Origin of the sequence: Kribbella sp. NPDC004536 (assembly GCF_042873835.1) — a bacterium.
Lineage (GTDB): Bacteria > Actinomycetota > Actinomycetes > Propionibacteriales > Kribbellaceae > Kribbella.
Genome location: NZ_JBIALY010000003.1, coordinates 903,491 through 923,220, shown reverse-complemented (window position 1 = coordinate 923,220; position 19,730 = coordinate 903,491). Strand labels below are relative to the sequence as shown.

The 19,730-nt window shown below is 68.6% G+C and carries 18 protein-coding genes; 15 read left to right on the top strand and 3 right to left on the bottom strand.

Going from position 1 to position 19,730, the window contains the following annotated elements:
• Positions 1-40: 40 nt before the first annotated feature.
• From ACFYRU_RS29770 to ACFYRU_RS29710, 13 genes are all read left to right on the top strand, one after another.
• Positions 41-1,087, top strand: a complete 1,047-nt coding sequence (locus ACFYRU_RS29770) for a hypothetical protein (protein ID WP_387664399.1) — start codon at positions 41-43, stop codon at positions 1,085-1,087.
• A gap of 26 nt (positions 1,088-1,113) precedes the next feature.
• On the top strand, positions 1,114-1,554 hold the full coding sequence (locus ACFYRU_RS29765; RefSeq protein ID WP_387664397.1) for a PaaI family thioesterase: 441 nt from the start codon (positions 1,114-1,116) through the stop codon (positions 1,552-1,554).
• Positions 1,555-1,811: 257 nt separating this feature from the next.
• A complete protein-coding gene (locus ACFYRU_RS29760) occupies positions 1,812-3,221 on the top strand; it encodes a family 2B encapsulin nanocompartment shell protein (protein ID WP_387664395.1) in 1,410 nt (469 codons plus the stop codon).
• Between the two features lie 3 nt (positions 3,222-3,224).
• The gene (locus ACFYRU_RS29755; RefSeq protein WP_387664393.1) at positions 3,225-5,459 is read left to right on the top strand and encodes a germacradienol/geosmin synthase; all 2,235 of its coding nucleotides are present in this window, start codon (positions 3,225-3,227) and stop codon (positions 5,457-5,459) included.
• On the top strand, positions 5,456-6,826 hold the full coding sequence (locus ACFYRU_RS29750; protein WP_387664391.1) for a family 2B encapsulin nanocompartment shell protein: 1,371 nt from the start codon (positions 5,456-5,458) through the stop codon (positions 6,824-6,826). Before ACFYRU_RS29755 ends, ACFYRU_RS29750 begins: the two co-directional genes overlap by 4 nt.
• A gap of 12 nt (positions 6,827-6,838) precedes the next feature.
• On the top strand, positions 6,839-7,870 hold the full coding sequence (locus ACFYRU_RS29745) for a family 2 encapsulin nanocompartment cargo protein polyprenyl transferase (protein WP_387664389.1): 1,032 nt from the start codon (positions 6,839-6,841) through the stop codon (positions 7,868-7,870).
• A 12-nt stretch (positions 7,871-7,882) separates the two neighbouring features.
• The gene (gene ispH, locus ACFYRU_RS29740) at positions 7,883-8,818 is read left to right on the top strand and encodes a 4-hydroxy-3-methylbut-2-enyl diphosphate reductase (RefSeq protein WP_387664387.1); all 936 of its coding nucleotides are present in this window, start codon (positions 7,883-7,885) and stop codon (positions 8,816-8,818) included.
• Positions 8,815-9,582, top strand: coding sequence for a hypothetical protein (locus ACFYRU_RS29735; protein ID WP_387664385.1), 768 nt, complete (start codon positions 8,815-8,817; stop codon positions 9,580-9,582). The genes ispH and ACFYRU_RS29735 overlap by 4 nt, the downstream gene beginning before the upstream one ends.
• Positions 9,575-10,858, top strand: coding sequence for a DUF6923 family protein (locus ACFYRU_RS29730; RefSeq protein ID WP_387664383.1), 1,284 nt, complete (start codon positions 9,575-9,577; stop codon positions 10,856-10,858). The genes ACFYRU_RS29735 and ACFYRU_RS29730 overlap by 8 nt, the downstream gene beginning before the upstream one ends.
• A gap of 54 nt (positions 10,859-10,912) precedes the next feature.
• A complete protein-coding gene (locus ACFYRU_RS29725; RefSeq protein ID WP_387664381.1) occupies positions 10,913-12,292 on the top strand; it encodes a DHA2 family efflux MFS transporter permease subunit in 1,380 nt (459 codons plus the stop codon).
• A complete protein-coding gene (locus tag ACFYRU_RS29720; RefSeq protein WP_387664379.1) occupies positions 12,289-13,239 on the top strand; it encodes a sigma-70 family RNA polymerase sigma factor in 951 nt (316 codons plus the stop codon). The genes ACFYRU_RS29725 and ACFYRU_RS29720 overlap by 4 nt, the downstream gene beginning before the upstream one ends.
• Positions 13,239-13,994, top strand: a complete 756-nt coding sequence (locus ACFYRU_RS29715; protein ID WP_387664377.1) for an isocitrate lyase/phosphoenolpyruvate mutase family protein — start codon at positions 13,239-13,241, stop codon at positions 13,992-13,994. Before ACFYRU_RS29720 ends, ACFYRU_RS29715 begins: the two co-directional genes overlap by 1 nt.
• Positions 13,995-14,095: 101 nt before the next feature.
• The gene (locus tag ACFYRU_RS29710) at positions 14,096-14,299 is read left to right on the top strand and encodes an antitoxin (protein ID WP_387664376.1); all 204 of its coding nucleotides are present in this window, start codon (positions 14,096-14,098) and stop codon (positions 14,297-14,299) included.
• An 83-nt stretch (positions 14,300-14,382) separates the two neighbouring features.
• Here the strand turns inward: ACFYRU_RS29710 and ACFYRU_RS29705 are convergent, their stop codons facing one another.
• The gene (locus ACFYRU_RS29705) at positions 14,383-15,216 is read right to left on the bottom strand and encodes a class I SAM-dependent methyltransferase (RefSeq protein ID WP_387664374.1); all 834 of its coding nucleotides are present in this window, start codon (positions 15,214-15,216) and stop codon (positions 14,383-14,385) included.
• 129 nt (positions 15,217-15,345) lie between these two features.
• Between ACFYRU_RS29705 and ACFYRU_RS29700 the strand changes: the two genes are divergently transcribed.
• The gene (locus tag ACFYRU_RS29700; protein WP_387666046.1) at positions 15,346-16,125 is read left to right on the top strand and encodes an SDR family NAD(P)-dependent oxidoreductase; all 780 of its coding nucleotides are present in this window, start codon (positions 15,346-15,348) and stop codon (positions 16,123-16,125) included.
• Between the two features lie 13 nt (positions 16,126-16,138).
• On the opposite strand, the gene ACFYRU_RS29695 is transcribed toward ACFYRU_RS29700, so the two are convergent.
• Positions 16,139-18,031, bottom strand: a complete 1,893-nt coding sequence (locus tag ACFYRU_RS29695) for an ABC transporter ATP-binding protein (protein ID WP_387664372.1) — start codon at positions 18,029-18,031, stop codon at positions 16,139-16,141.
• Positions 18,032-18,123: 92 nt separating this feature from the next.
• On the opposite strand from ACFYRU_RS29695, the gene ACFYRU_RS29690 reads away from it, so the two are divergent.
• Complete coding sequence (locus tag ACFYRU_RS29690) at positions 18,124-18,558, top strand: MarR family winged helix-turn-helix transcriptional regulator (RefSeq protein ID WP_387664370.1); 435 nt, start codon at positions 18,124-18,126, stop codon at positions 18,556-18,558.
• Positions 18,559-18,675: 117 nt separating this feature from the next.
• On the opposite strand, the gene ACFYRU_RS29685 is transcribed toward ACFYRU_RS29690, so the two are convergent.
• Positions 18,676-19,659 (bottom strand): alpha/beta hydrolase, encoded by a 984-nt coding sequence (locus tag ACFYRU_RS29685; RefSeq protein WP_387664368.1) that lies wholly within the window; start codon positions 19,657-19,659, stop codon positions 18,676-18,678.
• Between the last annotated feature and the right edge of the window lie 71 nt (positions 19,660-19,730).

The following is a 19,730-nucleotide window of genomic DNA, read 5'->3' as shown; positions in this document are numbered from 1 at the left end:
GGGGGGCTGGGTGCTTGTCTGTCGGCTGAGGGGGGCCGCCATGGATTTCGGGCATTTCCTTCGACTCGGAAAATGCCGTCGCGAACTTCGGACGGAGCAGGACCGGCTCAGGGACAGCGGCGAGGCCGAGTTGGCCGAAGGCCTCCGCCCGGCATTGGATGCCGCGCTCCAGACTCTGCGCCGCCTGCACGACGACGACGAAGCCTGGGACGCCGCCGAGAATGCCGTAGCTGCCTTGGCCGGTGCTGATGTCGCGCAGGTCCGCGAGAACTGTGTCCGCTCGCTGCCTCCGCTGCTGATCCTCTTCGGGTACACGGTCCCGCCGCCGCCACCCGCGCAACAACTGGTCGACGAGACCGTCTCCATGCTGAAGGACATCGGCGACGGAGACACCATGGCAGAAGTACGGCAGGCGCGAAGGCAGCTCGGCGAGCTTCTCGCGAGAGCCGAGAACCTCCCGCTGTTACCGGCGTGGCGGGTGCCGCACACTGCGACCGAGGTGAACAGCTTCATCGAGCTCGGGCTGCAGGTCGCGGTCGGGAGCGGCCTCGGTGCACTGGCGGGAGCGTTCGTCGGGGTGGCAGCCGGTGCGGTGACCGGAGGCATCGCTCCCGTCGCGGGCGGGGTCGTCCTGGGCGGAGTTCGGCGATTCCGCCAGCTTCACGCCTTCGAACGAGAGGCCGACGAGTTTCTGCAGACGTACGAGCGACTCAACGCCGGCGTGTTCCCGGCAACTGCTCTGGCGGCGGAGATCTACCTCAACCAGGTGTTGGCGCTGTCCACCGAACACGGGACCGACGATCCGTACGCCTCGATTCTGGTCTCCGGCAACCTCGACGCGCTGATCGACATCTCGCGCCGATTGATCCGGGATCGAGGACGCTTCACGGTGGTCAATCAGGCCAGCTTCCTCCAGCACAACGAACTGCCTCATGAGCTGCTGCCGGTGCTGAGCCGGGTGTACGACGCGGCCGACAAGGCTCGCAGCGAGCGGGCGCTGTACGGCGCCATCAGCCGTCCCGCACTCGACGAGCTGGCACGACTACGAGACGACCTGGTGTCGTTGCTGGAGCGCGACCGGCACTGACATCCGGGGGCTAGTAATGTCCCGGCATGGAGTTGGTGGATGCCGAGGTGCGGGAGCGGGTTCAGGCGAGTTTCGAGCGCCAGGGGCTGATGGAGCACCTCGGCGCGCGGATCTCGCACATCGGACCCGGTGAGGTACACATCGTGCTGCCGAGCCGCCCCGAGGTCACCCAGCAGCACGGCTACTTCCACGCCGGCGCCACCAGCTCGATAGCCGACAGCGCCGGCGGCTACGCCGCGTTCACCCTCTTCCCACCCGGCACCTCGGTCCTCACGGTCGAGTTCAAGATCAACCTCCTCGCCCCCGCCGAAGGCGACCACCTCCGCGCCGTAGGCACCGTCATCAAACCCGGCCGCACCCTCACCATCTGCCGCCTCGAAGTCTTCGGCATCACCGCCGACCGCAGCACCTTGGTTGCCGCCGGCCAGCAAACGCTCATTCAAATCGAGTCGCGCCCAGAACGCTGAAATTACCGGCCGCCAAGACTTGACGCGTCCGGCGAGCGTCCGGTTACTGTTAGTGATGTAGGCCGACGTGTCGGACGCGGGACGAAACTGGGAGCGCCCCGCAGCAGGTGTCCGAACAGGGGGCGTCGGCTGTCCGCATGTTCATCGCTTTCGCACCGGGCATCGCCGTGTCCGGAGCTCGCTTCTGCCTGCGCACGTCCGCGCGCCGGGCCACTGACGCGCGCCCGAAACCCGAATCGAAACGGTGGTATATCGCCATGACGTTGACCGATCCCGACACCGACGCCAACAGCCGGCCACAGCTCAGCCTGGGCACCGCGGCCGCCCGGAATCTCGCGACGACCACCAAGTCCGAGCCGCAAATGCAGGGCATCACTTCACGTTGGCTGCTCAAGCTTCTTCCCTGGGTCGAGGCGAAGGGTGGCGCGTACCGGGTGAACCGCCGGCTCAGCTACGCCGTCGGCGACGGCCGCCTGACCTTCACCAACGTCGGTGCCCAGATCCGGGTGATCCCGCAGGAACTCTGTGAGCTCGGTATGCTGCGCAGCTTCGACGATGTCGACGTGCTGTCGGCACTCGCCGATCGCTTTGTCCAACAGGAGTTCCAGCCCGGCGATGTGATTGTCGAGCGAGGGCAGCCGGCCGACCAGATCTGCCTTGTCGCGCACGGCAAGGTGAACAAGATCGGGCTTGGCAAGTACGGCGACGAGACTGTCCTGGAGACCCTCGTCGACGGTGACCACTTCACCTATCGCGCGATCCTGGAGTCCGACGATCTCTGGGAATTCACTGTCAAGGCAGTCACACCGTGCACGCTACTGTCGTTGTCGCAGGCCTCCTTCGAGGAGTTGGTTTCACGGTCGGACGTCCTGCGGGCGCACATCGACCAGTTCCGGAACAGCCCGGAGGCAGCCCAGGACGAGTACGGCGAGGCGGCCATCGAACTCGCCGCCGGCCACCAGGGCGAGGCCGACCTGCCGGGCACGTACGTCGACTACGAGACGACTCCGCGCGAGTACGAGCTGAGCGTCGCCCAGACCGTACTGCGGGTGCACAGCCGGGTCGCCGATCTGTACAACCACCCGATGGACCAGACCGAACAGCAGTTGCGGCTGACCATCGAGGCGCTGCGGGAGCGGCAGGAACACGAGTTGGTCAACAACCGCGACTTCGGCCTGCTGCACAACGCGGATCTGAGCATGCGGATCCCGACCCGCAGCGGCCCGCCGACGCCGGGCGACCTGGACGAGTTGCTCAGCCTGGTGTGGAAGGAGCCGGCGTTCTTCCTCGCGCATCCGCGGTCGATCGCCGCCTTTGGCCGCGAGTGCACGAAGGCCGGGATCTACCCGGACGCGGTCGACGTCGGCGGACATCGGCTGCCGGCCTGGCGCGGCGTACCGATCTATCCGTGCAACAAGCTCGGCATCAGCCAGACCCGGACCAGCTCGATCCTGCTGATGCGCACCGGCGCCGACAACCAAGGCGTGATCGGACTGCACCAGACCGGGCTGCCCGACGAGTACGAGCCGGGCCTGTCGGTGCGGTTCATGAACATCAGCGAGAAGGCGATCATCAACTACCTGGTCAGCGCCTACTACTCCACCGCCGTACTCGTGCCGGACGCGCTGGGAATCCTCGAGGGTGTGGAGATCGGCCGCGAGGGCTGAGCCGTGGGCCAGCCCTACGAACTGCCCGACTTCTACGTGCCGCACCCGGCCAGGATCAATCCGCATCTGGACGGCGCGCGGGCGCACAGCAAGTCATGGGCCTACGACTTCGACATGATCGACGTTCCCCAGCAGGGCCGTCGGATCTGGGACGAGCACGACTTCGACTCGCACGACTACGCGTTGCTCTGCGCGTACACCCATCCGGACGCGACCGGGCCGGCGCTCGACCTGGTCACCGATTGGTACGTGTGGGTGTTCTACTTCGACGACCACTTCCTCGAGCTGTACAAGCGGACCCGCGACATCCCGTCTGCGAAGGCGTATCTGGATCGGCTGCCCGCGTTCATGCCGGTCCACGGCGACATCATCGAGGCGCCGTCCAATCCGGTCGAGCGCGGACTCGCAGACCTGTGGACGCGCACGGTCCCGTCGATGTCACCCGACTGGCGCGAGCGGTTTCGGCGGACCACCGAAGCGTTGCTCGCCGAGTCACTGTGGGAATTGTCGAACATCACCAGCGGCCGGATCGCGAATCCGATCGAGTACGTCGAGATGCGCCGCAAGGTAGGCGGCGCACCGTGGTCGGCGAACCTGGTCGAGTACGCCTCGGACGCCGAAGTGCCAGCGCAGATCGCTGCGACCCGGCCGATGCGGGTGCTCAGCGACACGTTCTCCGACGCAGTGCACCTGCGCAACGACCTGTTCTCGTACCAGCGGGAGGTGGAGGTCGAGGGTGAGCTCAACAACGGGGTTCTGGTGGTCGAGCGCTTCCTCGGGTGCGGTGTACAGCAGGCAGCGGAGCTGGTGAACGACATCCTGACCTCGAGGCTGCATCAGTTCGAGAACACGGCACTCACGGAAATCCCGCCGCTCGTCGACGAGCATCAGGTCGATGCGGCCGGCCGCCTCGGGCTGCTCAACTACGTGAAAGGCCTGCAGGACTGGCAATCCGGCGGGCACGAGTGGCACCTCCGCTCGAGCCGTTACATGAACAACGGAGGGAAAGCTGCCCACAGCCCTCATGGCCTGGGCACCGCGGCCCTGCGCGCGTTCTCGTCCCTTGCGACCACAGCACCTAGCCGCGCCCGAAGCCACACCTTCACTCCACACCAACCAGTCGGCCCTACCGACCTTCCCGACATCTACATGCCATTCCGAGGCAAACAGAGCCCGCACCTGTCAGCGGCAAGATTCGCCATCCTCGAATGGGGCGAGCGAACCGGCATCACCGATGGAACCATCTGGGACGCACGGATGCTCGAGGCCTTCGATCTCCCGTTGTGCGCATCGGGAATCTTCCCGGACGCGTCACCAGAGCAGCTTGATCTCGCGAGCGCATGGCTGGCCTGGGGTACGTACGCCGATGACTACTATCCGGTCGTCTTCGGGCGTCGGCGTGATCTGGCCGGGGCGAAGGCCATGACCGAGAAGCTGTCCGCACTGATGTCCCTGGACTGTCAAGAGCCAATGCATGCGGGCCCGACACCGGGTGGGGTGGTGCCGGTCGGAGCGCTGGAGATGGGCCTGGTCGACGTGTGGGGGCGGACGGCGGCGGGGATGAGCGCGGAACAGCGGCGCGCGTTCAAGGGCGCGGTTGACAGCATGACCGAGAGCTGGCTCTGGGAGCTGACGAACCAGGCTCAGAACCGGATCCCGGACCCGGTCGACTACATCGAGATGCGCCGGCGGACGTTCGGGTCGGAGCTCACCATGAGCCTGTGCCGGATCGGTCACGGTGAGCAGATCCCGGCAGACGTCTACCGGTCGCGACCGATTCAAGCGATCGAGAACGCAGCGTCCGACTACGCCTGCCTGCTGAACGATCTGTTCTCCTACCACAAGGAGATCCAGTACGACGGCGACTTCCACAACGGCGTGCTCGTCGTGCAGAACTTCCTGGCCTGCGACAAGGACCGGGCCGTTGCCGTGGTCAACGACTTGATGACGGCCCGGATGCGGCAGTTCGAGCACGTGGTCGCGGTCGACCTGCCGGCGTTGGTCACGGACTTCGGCCTGGACGACGACGTCCGCCGGATCGTCCTGCGGTACGCCGAGGAGCTGCAGAACTGGATGTCCGGAATCCTCGGCTGGCACCGCGGCTGCCACCGGTACGGTACCGCCGACCTGCCGCACCGCAGACCGTCCCCCGCCCGCCCGCCCGCGCGGCTGCTGAGTACACCGACCGGGCTCGGCACGTCCGCCGCCCGCATCTCGAGAAAGGCCGGTGCCGCATGAGCAACCAGCTGAGCCTGAGTACCACCGCCGCCCGGCAGCTCGCCACGACCACGAAGTCCGTCCCGCAGATGCAGGGCATCACACCCCGCTGGCTGCTCCGGCGGCTCCCGTGGGTGGAGACGACCGGCGCGACGTACCGCGTCAACCGGCGGACCACCTTCGCGGTCGGCGACGGCCGGCTGAGCTTCACCGTCACCGGGTCCGACGTACAAGTGATCCCGGCCGAACTCACCGAACTGCCGCCACTGCACGGCTTCGACGATCCCGACGTACTCCAGGCCCTCGCCGACCGCTTCCACCGCGAGGACGTCGAACCGGGTCAGGTCATCACCGAGTTCGGCAGCCGCGTCGACGACATCATCCTGATCGCCCACGGACGCGTGACCAAGACCGGCATCGGCCAGTACGGCGCGAACACGGACCTGGGCACGCTCGCCGACGGCGACTACCTGGGCACGGAACTGTTTACCGAACCTCCGGAGCATCTGTGGGAATACACCGCGAGGGCCTCGACCAGTTGCATCGTCCTGAGATTGGGTAGGAACGAATTCTCCGAGTTGGTGGATCGCTCCGAACGCCTTCGAACGCACCTGGAGGAAGTGCGCTCCCGGCCGCGGCGCGCGCAGAACAAGGCGGGTGAGGCGGCGATCGACGTTGCGTCGGGGCATGCGGGTGAGGACGACCTGCCGGGGACGTACGTGGACTACGACCCCGCGCCCCGCGAGTACGAACTCAGCGTCGCGCAGACGATCCTCCGGGTCCGGACCCGGGTCGCGGATCTCTACAACGACCCGATGGACCAGACCGAACAGCAACTCAGACTGACCATCGAGGCGCTGCGCGAACGGCAGGAACACGAGCTGATCAACAACCGTGAGTTCGGCCTGCTGCACAACGCCGACTACAAGCAGCGGATCTACACCCGGACCGGACCGCCGACACCGGACGACTTCGACGAGTTGCTGACCCGGCGGCGCAAACCGCGACTGCTGCTCGCGCATCCGCGCGCGATCGCGGCGTTCGGTCGCGAGTGCACCCGGCGCAAGGTCTACCCCGGGACGACGACGATCGACGGGAAGACCGTGCAGACCTGGCGTGGGGTACCGCTGCTGCCGTCGGACAAGATCCCGATCACGAGCAACAACACCACGTCGGTGCTCGTCGTCCGGACCGGCGCGGACGACGAGGGCGTGATCGGGCTGCACCAGACCGGGCTGCCGGACGAGTACGAGCCCGGCCTGAACGTGCGGTTCCTGGGGATCAGCGAGAAGGCGATCATCTCGTACCTGGTCAGCACGTACTACTCGGTCGCGGTGCTGGTCCCGGACGCGCTCGGCGTCCTGGAGAACGTCGAGCTCGGGCGATGAGGGGGTACGGCGATGACCGTGGTGCAGCGAAGCCGCTCGGCGGCCGAGGTACTGATGTGGAGCCGGGACCAGGTCTGGCCGGCGCTCCGGGCGGCGGTCGCAACGTTGCCGCCGGCAACCAGGCGGATCGTCGACTACCACTTCGGCTGGGCCGACGAGGACGGCCGCCCGGCGCACGGTGACGGCGGCAAGGCGATCCGCCCGGCGCTGGTCCTGCTGAGCTCACAAGCCGTCGGCGGTACGACGACCGCCGCACTGCCGGCCGCGGTCGCGGTGGAACTCGTGCACAACTTCTCCTTGCTGCACGACGACGTGATGGACTGCGACACCGCGCGCCGGCACCGTGCGACCGCATGGACCGTGTTCGGTCTCGGTCCGGCGATCCTGGCCGGCGACGCATTGCTCGGGCTCGCGTTCGACGTACTCGTCGGCAGCGAGCACCCGAGCCGGGGCGCGGCGGCGCGGATGCTCGGTGCGGCGGTTCAGGAACTCGTCGACGGGCAGTTGGCGGATGCGGAGTTCGAGACCCGCGACGACGTCGTACCGGCAGAATGCGTACGGATGGCGCAACTGAAGACGGGCGCGTTGCTCGGGTGCTGCACAGCTCTCGGCGCGCTCCTCGGTGGCGGCCGGCCGCAGCAGGTGGATCACCTGCGTTTGTACGGCGAGGATCTCGGCCTCGCATACCAGTACACCGACGACCTGCTCGGCATCTGGGGCCAGCCCTCGGTCACGGGCAAACCGGTGTACTCCGACCTGCGCCGCCGGAAGAAGTCGCTGCCCGTCGTCGCGGCCCTGTCGTCGGGTACACCGGCCGGACGACAGCTGGCGGCGTTGTACGGGCGCGAGGACGAACTGTCCGACGCCGACCTGGTCGACACCGCCGCACTGGTCGAGGCCGCGGGCGGCCGGACAGCCAGTCAGGCGCAGGCCGACGCCTTGCTCACTGCCGCCTTGGGGGAACTGACCGCGGCCGGAGCACTCGCACCCGCGGCCGCCGAGCTGGAAGGACTGGCCCGGCTGGCCACACGTCGCGATCACTAGTTGGGGGGACCAATGAAGAAGCGCACCATCCTGCTCGCGGCACCGCGCTCGTTCTGCGCCGGAGTCGAACGGGCCGTCGACATCGTCGAACGGCTGCTCGCCGCCCGTCCCGGGCCGGTCTTCGTCCGCAAGCAGATCGTTCACAATACTCATGTCGTCGACGAACTCCGGGCGCGTGGCGCGGTCTTCGTCGACGAGCTCGACGAGGTACCGGCCGGTGCGACCGTCGTCTTCTCCGCGCACGGGGTGGCGCCCGCGGTTCGGGCAGATGCGGCGCGGCGTGGCCTGGACGTGGTCGACGCCACCTGTCCGCTGGTCGGCAAGGTGCACCAGGAGGCCCGCCGGTTCGCGGCCCGCGGGCACACCGTCGTACTGATCGGGCATGCCGGCCACGAGGAAGTCGAGGGCACCCTCGGCGAGGCGCCCGCGCAGACCGTGCTGGTGGAAGACCTGCGGGATGTGGACGAGTTGCAGGTCGACGATCCTACGAAAGTCGCCTATCTGACCCAGACCACGTTGGCCGTCGACGAGACGACCGCGATGATCGATGCGCTGCGCGAGAAGTTCCCAGCAGCGCATGGGCCGGATACGGCCGACATCTGTTACGCCACGACGAATCGGCAGGCGGCACTGTCCGCGATCGCCGGCCGGGCCGAGTTGGTGATCGTGGTCGGCTCGGCCAACTCGTCGAACTCACGCCGGCTGGTCGAGCTCGCGACGCGGGCGGGTACGACGGCATACCTGGTCGACAGCGCTGCCGACGTACCGCCCGACTGGCTGGACGGGGTGAAGGTGATCGGGCTGACGGCCGGCGCGTCGGCGCCGCCGGTCCTGGTCGACGAGGTGATCGACCGGATCAGGGAGTTCGGTCCGGTCGACGTGATCGAGCACGAGGTGACCCGGGAGACCGTCCGGTTCACGTTGCCGTCCGAGGTGAGGGGCGGATGAACCTGGTCGTCAGTGGGGTGCTCTGGGTCGGCTGCATCATGATCGTCACCGCCGTACTCGCGGTGCTGCTGCGGAAGTGGCGGCAACGGGTCGGCCGGGAGGCGAACAACGAGGTCGCCGGCCAGGTGTTCACGGTGGTCGGAGGCGTCAACGTGGTGATCGCGGCGTTCGTGCTGATCTCGCTGTTCGACGGCATGGACACCGCGGCGAAGACCACGTACGACGAGGCGAACGCGTTGGTCGCGGTGCAGTGGGCCGCGGACTCGCTGGCCCCGGCGGACCGGACCAGGGTGCGGCAGTTGACCCGCGCGTACGCAAACGAGGTGGCCGGGCGGGAATGGCCGGCGATGCGGGCCGGCCGGACCGTCGGCGACCAGGGCTGGACGCTGCTCACGTCCTTGCAGAAGACCGTCGAGCAGGCGAAGACGACCAGCGAGCGGCAGGAGGACCGCCGGGTGGAGGCGGCGAACCAGCTCTGGAACGTCTACCAGGCACGGCAGAACCGGCTGAACTCGAGCGGCAGCGGTGTCAGCGAGGTGGTCTGGTTCGCGATCCTGATCGGCAGCGCGATGTCGGTGGCGCTGATGTTCATGTTCGGCGGCCCCGGCCTGTACTCGTACGCGTTCATCGTCTCGATGCTCGCGGGCGCGATCGGGCTGTTGCTGTTCGCGATCTACCAGTTGCAGAACCCGTTCAGCGGCGGAGCCGACGTCGGGCCGGAGGCCTTTCTGTCCGCTCTCACCCGGTTGAGCGACGGTGGCTGACGTCCGACGCGCCGCCGGGGTCGCGGCGAGTACGGCCGCCGTCGTGTCCTGCATCCTGCCTGCGACACCGTCGGTTGCCACCACCGCCTGCTCGTACTTCGACTTCCGGGCGAGTGGGTACCACTCACTGACCCGGATGGTGCGGGTCGACCTCCCGTCCGGTGCCGTGTCGGACCTCGGCCGCCTGGACCACCGGGTGCTCGCGGCCGGGTACTCGCGGGCCCAGGACCTGGTCTACGCGATCGTCAGCGGTGGCCTGCTGCGCCGGCCGCGCCTGGTGACGATCACGCGCGGCGCCACGGTCACGGATCTCGGCGAGGTCCGGCACGGTGTCGGCGGCCTCGCGGACGCGGAGGCGGGTGCGGTCGTCGGGTCACAGTTCTACGTCCGCGATCACCTGCGCCTCTACACGATCGACATCGGCCCGGGGAGCCCGACGTACGGGCGCGTCGTGCGGGCCGTACAGCTCCCTGTCGTCGGGTACGAGGTGGACGACTTCGGGGCGGATCCTTCGTCGGGCGTACTGTACGGCGTCGCGACCTGGGGCCGGGTGGCGCAACTGGTGACGCTTTCACCGGCGACCGGCGCGGTGCGGGTCGTCACGCCGGTGGCGGGGATCCCGTGGCAGGACGGCTACTCCTCCGTGGTGGTGAGCGGATCGACCGTGTACGCCGAACACACTGGTCACGGCCGGGCGAGTGAGCTCTACCGGATCGGGCTCGACGGCTCGTCCACGAAACTGGCCTCAGGCCCGTCCCTCGCCGACACCGACGCCGCCGGCTGCCTCGCACCCGCGACGCCACCGCCCCCACCGACCTCACCGCCACCCAAGCCACCACCCACCCCACCACCACCCACCCCACCACCACCGCCTCCTCCTACTCCGCCTCCGCCGCCTGGAACGCCCACGCCGACCTCCACGTCCCGTCCGACTCCGACGCCCCGACCGACCCCGACGCGGCACCCGACGCCCGCTCCCCCGAAGCCACCCTCGACACCGCACCCACGACCCACCCAGACGCCGACCCCGACCCCGAGGCCGACCAGCACCCCCACCCAGCCCGACCTGCCACCACCCTCGAAGCCGCCGACCCGCACCCCAAGCCGCCCCGCACCGGTGACCGACTTCGCCGTAGCCCCCCAGGCCGCAGCCGCCCCCAAGCCCCACGACCGCAACGTCCAGGTACTGCGCCGCTGGTCCCTGGCCACCCTCCTCGTCATCCTCAGCGGAGGTGCCGCCATGGCCGCCCAGCGCCGCATGCGCCGCCGGCGCTGAAACTCGTTCTCATCGCACCGATGAGTTCGGGTACTCGCGCCGGTCTGTAGTGGTGTGAAGAGTCAACAACGATGGGTTCTCGGGCTGGCCTCGCTCGGGTCGGTGATGGTGGCGCTGGACACGCTGGTGGTGGCCGCGGCGCTGACGACGATCCGGGCGGATCTTGGTGCTTCGGCTGAAGAGCTGGAGTGGACGGTCAACGCGTACGGACTGAGTTTTGCGATGCTCCTGATGACGGCCGCCGCGATCGGTGACCGTCTGGGCCGGCGGCGTACCTACGCGGCCGGTCTCGCCCTGTTCACGGCCGCGTCGATCGCCTGCGCGCTGGCCACCAATCTGCCGTTCCTGATCGTGGCCCGCGCCGTTCAAGGGGTCGGCGCGGCCTTCGTGATGCCGCTGGCGATGAGTCTGCTCGGGGCGGCGTTCCCGCCGGAGGTGCGCGGGCGGGCGATCGGCGTGTTCAGCGGCGTGACCGGGATCGCCGTCCTCGGCGGTCCGATGATCGGCGGCGCGGTCACCGAAGGGTTGTCCTGGCAGTGGATCTTCTGGATCAACGTGCCGATCGGCGCGATCGCGATCGGGCTCGTACTGACGAGGATCCCGGAGAGCACCGGCCCCGCCCGGCGCCTCGACCTGACGGGCGCCGTGCTGATCAGCCTCGCCGCGCTCGGGCTGGTCTGGGGCACGGTCCGCGGTGAGTCGGCCGGCTGGTCGAGTACCGAGGTACTGACCGCGTTCGCGATCGGGGTCGTGATGCTGGCAGCGTTCGGGCTGTGGGAACGGCGGACCGATCACGCGATGGTGCCGCTCGCCTTCTTCCGCAACCGGACGTTCACGGCGGCGAACGCGGCCGGCTTCTTCCTCACCGCGGCGTTGATCAGCGCGGTGTTCTTCCTGTCGCAGTACATGCAGGCCGTACTGGGCTCGGCGCCGTTCAAGGCCGGGCTGCAACTCCTGCCGTGGACAGGGACGCTGTTCGTCGTCGGACCGATCGCGGGCCGCCTCGTCGACCGGGTCGGCGAACGCTCACTGGTCGTGATCGGTCTGACGCTCCAGGCCGCGGGCATGTTCTGGGTCAGCCGCGGCGCGGACCACTACTGGGAGCTGATCCCGCCGCTGGTTGTCTGCGGGGTCGGGATCTCGCTCGCAATGCCCGCGGCGCAGAGTGCGGCGATGGCGGCGCTGCCCCGCGACGGCGTCGGCATCGCATCCGGGATCTACAGCATGAACCGCCAACTCGGCGGCGCGGCCGGAGTCGCCGTCCTGGGCTCCGTGTTCACCGCGGCCGGCGGTTACACCGGCGACGGATTCACCCGGGCGCTCGCGGGTTGCGGCGTACTGTCGTTGCTCGGGGCGTTGTCAGGCGCAGTGATCGCCGCCCGCCGCCGTACCAGCGAGACCGTACCGGTGAAGGTGGTGGAAGGGGTCCGATGAATCTCGAGGAGGAGTTCGCGGAGTACCGGGGTGAGCTGGTCGCGCACTGCTACCGGATGCTCGGGTCGTTGCACGACGCGGAGGACGCCGTCCAGGAGACGTACTTGCGCGCCTGGCGTGGCCACGCGGACTTCGAGCACCGTTCGACGGTCCGGACCTGGTTGTACCGGATCGCCACCAACGTGTGCCTCAACCTCCTGCAGCACAGCAGCCGGCGGGTGGTCCCGTCGGCGCTGGGTGCCCCGGGCAACGATCCGGAGGACCTGCACGCGCAGGCTCTCGAGGTGCCGTGGCTGGAGCCGTTCCCGGACCAGCTGCTCGGGGCCGACCCGGCGACCGTGGTCGGCGACCAGGCGAGTTTGCGGCTGGCGATGGTCGCCGCGATGCAGCATCTGCCGCCGCGGCAACGCGCGGTACTGATCCTCCGCGAGGTGCTCACCTGGCCGGCCGCCGACGTCGCATCGTTGCTCGACACAACGACCGCGGCGGTGAACAGCTCGCTGCAGCGCGCCCGCGCCGAGCTCGCCCGGCTGAAGCCGCGCGAGGAAGAATTGAGCGAGCCGGACGAACCGCTTCGGCGCGCGCTGCTCGACCAGTTCCAGGCCGCGATGGAGAACAAGGACCTGGTCGTACTCGAAGGGCTGTTCAGTGCGGACGCGCGCTGGGAGATGCCGCCGATCCCGACCTGGTTCCGCGGCCGGTCCGACGTACTGCGGCTGCTCGACTCGAAGCTCCGGCCGGGCCCGGCGCGGCGCGTGCTGGTCGAGACGTCGGCGAACGGGCAGCCTGCTTTCGCGATGTACATCCGCGGTGCCGACAGCCAGTTCCACGCGCACTCGGTCAAGGTACTGAAGCTCTCGAAGGGCGCGATCGAGGCCGTGCTCGCGTTCCACCAACCTGCTTTGTTCCCAGCCTTCGGGCTGCCCCTGATCCATGGGAGATCTTGATGTCTTTGGCAACTACTCTGCGGGAACTGCAGGTTCCCGGTACGCCGCTGGTGGTCCCGAACGCATGGGACGCGGCGTCGGCGAAGCTGATCGAGGCGGCCGGTTTCGCCGCGGTCGCGACCAGCAGCAACGCGACCGCCGCGGTGCTCGGCTACGACGACGGCGAGCAAGCGCCGGTCGACGACGTCCTCGCCGGCGCCGCCCGGATCGCACGGTCGGTGTCGGTCCCGGTGACGGTCGACTTCGAACGCGGGTACCGGCTGGCGCCGGCCGAACTCGCCGAACGGTTCCTCGCCACCGGCGCCGTCGGCCTCAACCTCGAGGACTCCGACCCGGCCACCGGCGCGATGGTCGACGCCGGCGAACAGGCCGACTTCCTCGCCGCGGTACGGGCCGCGGCCGGTGACGCGCTGGTGATCAACGCCCGCATCGACACGTTCCTCCGCAAGGCCGGTACGCCGGAGGAACAGTTACGGAGCGCACTCGATCGCGGTACGAAGTACCTGGCCGCGGGCGCTGACTGTGTGTACCCGATCGGGGTCGGCGACCTGGACGTGATCGCCACGTTGACGACGCAGCTCGACGGTCCGGTGAACGTCGCGTACGGGCAGGGCGCGCACACGATCGCCGACTACGCGGGCCGGGGCGTGGCCCGGGTCAGCTTCGGGCCGATGTTCCAGCGGCACCTGTACGGCGTGTTCGCGGCGAGCGTACTCCCGGCGCTGCAGGCAGACCGGAATCCGTTTACCGGATGAACCCTGCCCGAACCGTCGGCGAGTCCTTGTGTGGATTCCGTCCGATCGGGTAAGACGGGCTTGGTAGTGGAAGGCAACCATCGAAGGAACGGGGATAGACGATGGGTCTGTTCGACGAAATGAAGGACAAGGCCGAGGAGCTCGCGAAGGAGCACCCGGACCAGGTCAACGAGGGCCTCGAGAAGGCCGGTGAGTTCCTGAACGAGAAGACCGGCAACAAGTTCGGGGACCAGATCGAGCAGGGCGAGAACTTCGCCCGCGAGCAGCTCGGCTCGGACGGCGACAACCAGGACAACCAGTCCTGAATCCCGGCTGACGCAGCAACACCCCAGCGGCCGCGGCATCTGCCGCGGCCGCTGTGTGTTTCCTCAGTTTCCTGAGTGGATTCTCAGCGCCAGATCACTGCTTCGATCTCGCGGCGCTGCTCGGCGAACACACCGTCGCCCGACGCCTTCGTCAGCAGTTCACGAAGGTCGGTCTCGAAGGCCGGCAGCTCCGCGCCGAACAGGTGCGGCGCCGAGCTCGACAGCGAGAACACCGCCGCGACCACGTCGTCGACCGTACGGTCCTCGACTTCGTTGCCTCCGACCACGATCCGGGTCGGCCCGGCGTACCCGGCGGCGCGCATCACGTCTTCCTCACCACCGGGCGTACCGGTCGGCAGCGCGCTCTGTCCGGCCCGCCGGACCGGACCGAGGTACCGCGTCACCAGCCCGTCGATCGCGTCCCACGGCGGCCGCGGATGCGGCAGCTCCGTACGGCCGTCGATGCCCCGATGGGTGGTCGCACCAACATGTACCCACGCTCCTCCGTCGGCGAGCATGCTGCGTACCAACCCGGCCACCAACGGCTGGTTCATCCAGTGGAACGACTGCGCGAACGTCACCACCTCGAACGTCCCGAGCTGCCCCGGCAGCTCCTCCGCGCGCAACTGCTTCCACTTCGCGTTGTGTACGCCCAGCTCTGCCGCCCGCCCGGCCGCGACGTCGAGCATGTCCGCATCCGCGTCCACCCCGACCACTTCGGCGAAGTACGGCGCGAGCAACAACGTCACCGGCCCGGGTCCACACCCCACGTCCAGCAATCGTCCGGTTGCATTCAGCTGCAGTTCGTCCCGCAGCGCTTCCCCTAATGCGTTCGGATATGCCATTCGCCCGACTGCGTAGTGTCGCGCGCTGCCTGCATAGAGCGTCTTGTCCCATTGCCAGTCCTGGGGGTTCACCACCAGAGGTTAACGAGCGCACAGCGACGCCGCGATCGCATTACGAATAAGTCACGGAAAGGGGTTCGTCTCAGCAGATTCACAGCGTAGGCTCGGGCTGAAAGGCGACGGTGGGGTTGCAGGGGGGAACTGCATGATGCTGGATTTTCACCCGCGTTTCGGGGAAATGCGACGAGTCCGCTGCGGCGGATTCTGATCTGGATCTCCGGCGCTTCCGCAGGGCTTGGCGCCGCGCTTGCGGCGACGGCCCCGTTCCGGGGTGCGAAACTTGTCGACCTCTCCCGGCGCGGCGGCACGCCGGGAGCGCAGCACGTGTCGGTGGATCTCGCCGATCCGGGCTCCTGGCCGGTCGTCGAGGAGGACTTCCGGCAACGCATCGAGGCCGAGGACCCGGAGCTGGTGGTGTTCATCCACAACGCCGGTACGTTGACGCCGCTCGGGCCGGTGGACCGGGTCGACACCGCGCAGTACACCAGAAACGTGTTGCTGAACTCGGCTGCCGCCCAGATTCTCGGGCACGCGTTTCTCAGCGCGGTCTCGGGACGGTCCTGCGAGCAGCATCTGATCATGATCTCGTCGGGCGCCGCGAGCCGCCCGCACGAGGGCGAAGCGAGTTACTGCGCGGGCAAGGCGGCGATCGACCAATGGGTACGGACGGTCGGCCTGGAGCAGCGGCACCGCCGACCCGGCTGCCGGGTGGTCTCGGTGTCACCGGGCCCGCTCGACACCGACATGCAGGCCGAGCTCCGGGCCGCGGATCCCGAGCAGGTACCGGTGGCCGGCCGCTTCCGCGACCTCGAGGCCCGCGGCCGGTTGGACAAACCAGAACCGGCGGCGCGTGCGATCTGGTCGCTCCTCGACCGCGAACTGGACAACGGCTCCGTGCTGCACCTCCGCGACGTGACGTAACACGTCAGGGAGCTCACGCGGCCGTTGCGAACTGGGTTGCGTAGAGGTCGGCGTACAGGCCGCCGCGGGTCAGCAGTTCCTCGTGGGTGCCTCGCTCCTGGATGCGGCCCTCGTCGAGGACCAGGATCACGTCGGCGTGCCGGATCGTCGACAACCTGTGCGCGATGACCAGCGAGGTCCGGCCGACCAGCGCGTTCGCCAGCGCGGTCTGGACAGCGGCCTCGGACTCGGAATCGAGGTGGGCGGTCGCTTCGTCGAGGATCACGATCGACGGTGACTTGAGCAGCAGCCGTGCGATCGCCAGCCGCTGACGTTCCCCACCGGACAACCGGTACCCGCGATCGCCGACCACCGTGTCCAGCCCGTCCGGCAGGCTGTCGACGAGCGGCGCGATCTGCGCGGCCTCGAGGGCCTGGCGCAGTTCCGCGTCGGTCGCGTCCGGCCGCGCGAGCAGCAGGTTCTGCCGGATCGTGTCGTGGTACATGTGCGAGTCCTGCGTCACCACACCGATTGCCGAGCGCAACGAACTCTGCGTGACCGCGCGTACGTCGTGACCGCCGACCAGGACGGCTCCACCGGTTGCGTCGTACATCCGGGAGACCAGCGACGAGAGCGTGGACTTGCCGGCTCCGGACGGGCCGACGACGGCGACCAGCTGCCCGGGCTCGACCGTGAACGTCACGTCCTTGAGGACTTCCTCGCCGGTCTCGGCCGACAGCGTCGCGACGGACTCGAGCGAGGCGAGCGACACCTCCTCGGCGGACGGGTAGTGGAACGACACGTGGTCGAACTCGATCGACGGCTCGACCGTTGCCGGGAGCACCTCGGCGTCGTTGCGGTCAGCAACCATCGGTTCCAGGTCCAGCACCTCGAGCACTCGCTCGAAGCTGACCAGCGTGGTCATGATGTCGACCTGGATGTTGGACAGCGCGGTCAGCGGTCCGTACAGCCGGTTCAGGTACGCCGTCAGCGCGACGACCGTACCGATCCCGAGCGTGCCGGCGACCGCGAGCACGCCGCCGACGCCGTACACCAGCGCGACCGCGAGCGCCGCGACCAGCGTCAGCGAGACCCGGAAGACACTCGCGTACATCGCCGTGGTGACGCCGATGTCGCGGACCCGGGCCGCCTTGCCCGCGAAGTCGCGCGACGAGTCCTGGGTCCGGCCGAAGACCTTGGCGAGCACCGCGCCGGCGACGTTGAACCGCTCGGTCATGGTCTGCGCCATCGTGGCGTTCAGCTTGTAGGTCTCGGCCGTTGCCTCCCGCAACTTCCCGGCCAGCAGCCGGGCGGGGATCACGAACAACGGCAGGACGACGAGCGCGAGCAGCGTGATCTGCCACGACATCACGAACATCGCGCCGAGTACGAGGGCGACGCTGAGCAGGTTGCTGACCACGTTCGACAGCGTCGACGTGAACGCCTGCTGCGCGCCGAGTACGTCGCCGTTCAGCCGCTGGATGAGTGCACCGGTCTGCGTACGGCTGAAGAACGCGACGGGCAGTTGCTGGACGTGGTCGAACACCGCGGTGCGCAGGTCGTACACAAGACCTTCACCGATTCGTGCGGAGAACCACCGCTCGGCCAGGGTGATCGCGCTGTTCGCGAGCGCGAGGGCCGCGACCACGAGGGCCAGCCAGACGACCACGTTCGCGTGGCCGGGCACGATGCCCTTGTCGATGATCGCCTTGAACAGCAGCGGGGTGACGGCACCGGTCGCCGCGTCGAACGCGACCAGTACGAGGAACGCGGCCAGGTAGCCGCGGTACGGACGGGCGAACCCGAGGATCCGGCGGAGCGTACCCGCCGACAGCTTGTGATGCCGGACCGAGGAGTCCTTGAGCAGCGAGCGCATCGCCCGGCCGCCACCGCCTCCCCCGCCCGGGATTCCGGAAATCTGCGACATGCAGTTCCTTTCGTCAGGGACCAGATATACTGAGGTTAACTCACTATGAGGAAACCTCACAAGATCCCCGGCTATTCCACTAGGCTCTGCACATGCACGCGCGTGACGACTCGACCGACGCCGCCGAGCAGATCGCGGCGCTCCTGGACGGCATCGTCCGCCGCCAGCGCCGCGCGTCCCGCGAAGGCTTCGGGGACACCGTCACGCACGGCCAGTTCCGGGTCCTCAGGACCCTCGACAACGCCGCCCAGCCGATCCGCCTGAGCGACCTCGCCGCCCGCCTCGGCATCGTCCCCCGCTCGGCCACCTCGGTCGTCGACGACCTGGAAGCAGCCGGCCTGGTAGCCCGCCAGCCCGACCCGCACGACCGCCGCGCCACCCTCGTAGACCTCACTCCCCACGGCCGCCAGCTGCTCACCACCCTCCGCGAGAAACGCCGCGACGTGATGGTCACCCAACTGGCCCGCCTCACCGCCGCCGAACAGCACACCCTCGCCGACCTGCTCCGCCGCCTCGCCGAGGACTGAGGCGCCGGGCCGCTGGCGGGTTGTGTGACCGCTGGCGTGCTGCAACCCGCCAGCGGTGAAACAACCTGCCGGCGGCGCACCGCGGGAGGTGCGGTGGGCCGCCGGCTGGGGGAAGGGTCAGGCCTTCTTCAGGTGGGCGACGATGCCTTCGAGGTCTTCGGAGAGGCGGTCTTCGCGGATCATGTGGCCGCCTGGGTCCTCGTAGGCGGTGAAGGTGATGCCGGCCTTGTCCAGGGCGGCCTTGAACTCGCGCTGGCCGGCCAGGACCTGGGTCTCGTTGGCGTAGTCGAACGGGTCGGGGCTCGGGCTGGTGCCGGCGACCAGGAAGATGCGCTTGCCGCGGTAGCGCTCGAGGTTCTCCATCGGGTTGTCGGCCGAGACGCGCCGCTCGTCCCACGCCGGGGCGCCGTAGACGGTGCCGCCGGCCAGCTCGACGGCCGCGGACGAGACGTTCGCCCAGTGCACGACCAGCCCGGCGTCGCGGCGCATGCTCGGCGGGCCGGAGTGCGCGCTGATCGAGCTGAAGTGGCCGTAGTACTTCGCCGTGTACTTGAGCGCGCCGAAACCGCCCATCGAGAACCCGGCCACGGCGCGGCCGGCGAACTCGGCGTACGTACGGAAGTTCGCGTCCACCCACGGGACCAGCTGGTTCAGGTGGAAGCTCTCCCAGTTGTGCGGGCCGGCGTTGCTGCTGACCGGGTTCGAGTACCAGCCGGCCTTGCCGCCGTCCGGCATCACCACGATCAACGGCTTGTCCGCGGTCAGCTCGCGGATGTGGTGGTGGTCGAACTCCATGAAGTCGCCGTTGCCGCCGTGCAGCAGGTACAGCACCGGGTACGTGCGCCCGCTGGTGTGATAGTCACTCGGCAGCAGGACGTTCACGCCCGGCGCCCAGCTGATCTCGGCGGTCTGGAAGCGGTAGTACCACATCCGCGGATCGCTCTCGTTGCGATCGGTGATGTGCAGGCCGAATCCGTCGCCGGCGGCGCTCGCGGCGAGGGAGGTGGCCAGAATGGTGCCGGCGCCGAGGCCGGCGGCGACGGTCAGCCCGCCGACGGCCTTGAGCATCGTGCGCCGGGTGGGGCGAGGTGCGCTCACCATGATCTCCTGAGGAGTAAGGGACAGAAACGATCACCATCAGTGATGGCGTCGATCTAAGTTAGTAGCATAAC

Excerpts from the sequence above, each read along its gene's own strand:
- ACFYRU_RS29770 (WP_387664399.1), top strand. The coding sequence starts at position 41 with ATGGATTTCGGGCATTTCCTTCGACTCGGAAAATGCCGTCGCGAACTT.
- ACFYRU_RS29765 (WP_387664397.1), top strand. The coding sequence starts at position 1,114 with ATGGAGTTGGTGGATGCCGAGGTGCGGGAGCGGGTTCAGGCGAGTTTC.
- ACFYRU_RS29760 (WP_387664395.1), top strand. The coding sequence starts at position 1,812 with ATGACGTTGACCGATCCCGACACCGACGCCAACAGCCGGCCACAGCTC.
- ACFYRU_RS29750 (WP_387664391.1), top strand. The coding sequence starts at position 5,456 with ATGAGCAACCAGCTGAGCCTGAGTACCACCGCCGCCCGGCAGCTCGCC.
- ACFYRU_RS29745 (WP_387664389.1), top strand. The coding sequence starts at position 6,839 with ATGACCGTGGTGCAGCGAAGCCGCTCGGCGGCCGAGGTACTGATGTGG.
- ispH (WP_387664387.1), top strand. The coding sequence starts at position 7,883 with ATGAAGAAGCGCACCATCCTGCTCGCGGCACCGCGCTCGTTCTGCGCC.
- ACFYRU_RS29735 (WP_387664385.1), top strand. The coding sequence starts at position 8,815 with ATGAACCTGGTCGTCAGTGGGGTGCTCTGGGTCGGCTGCATCATGATC.
- ACFYRU_RS29720 (WP_387664379.1), top strand. The coding sequence starts at position 12,289 with ATGAATCTCGAGGAGGAGTTCGCGGAGTACCGGGGTGAGCTGGTCGCG.
- ACFYRU_RS29715 (WP_387664377.1), top strand. The coding sequence starts at position 13,239 with ATGTCTTTGGCAACTACTCTGCGGGAACTGCAGGTTCCCGGTACGCCG.
- ACFYRU_RS29710 (WP_387664376.1), top strand. The coding sequence starts at position 14,096 with ATGGGTCTGTTCGACGAAATGAAGGACAAGGCCGAGGAGCTCGCGAAG.
- ACFYRU_RS29695 (WP_387664372.1), bottom strand. The coding sequence starts at position 18,031 with ATGTCGCAGATTTCCGGAATCCCGGGCGGGGGAGGCGGTGGCGGCCGG.
- ACFYRU_RS29690 (WP_387664370.1), top strand. The coding sequence starts at position 18,124 with ATGCACGCGCGTGACGACTCGACCGACGCCGCCGAGCAGATCGCGGCG.
- ACFYRU_RS29685 (WP_387664368.1), bottom strand. The coding sequence starts at position 19,659 with ATGGTGAGCGCACCTCGCCCCACCCGGCGCACGATGCTCAAGGCCGTC.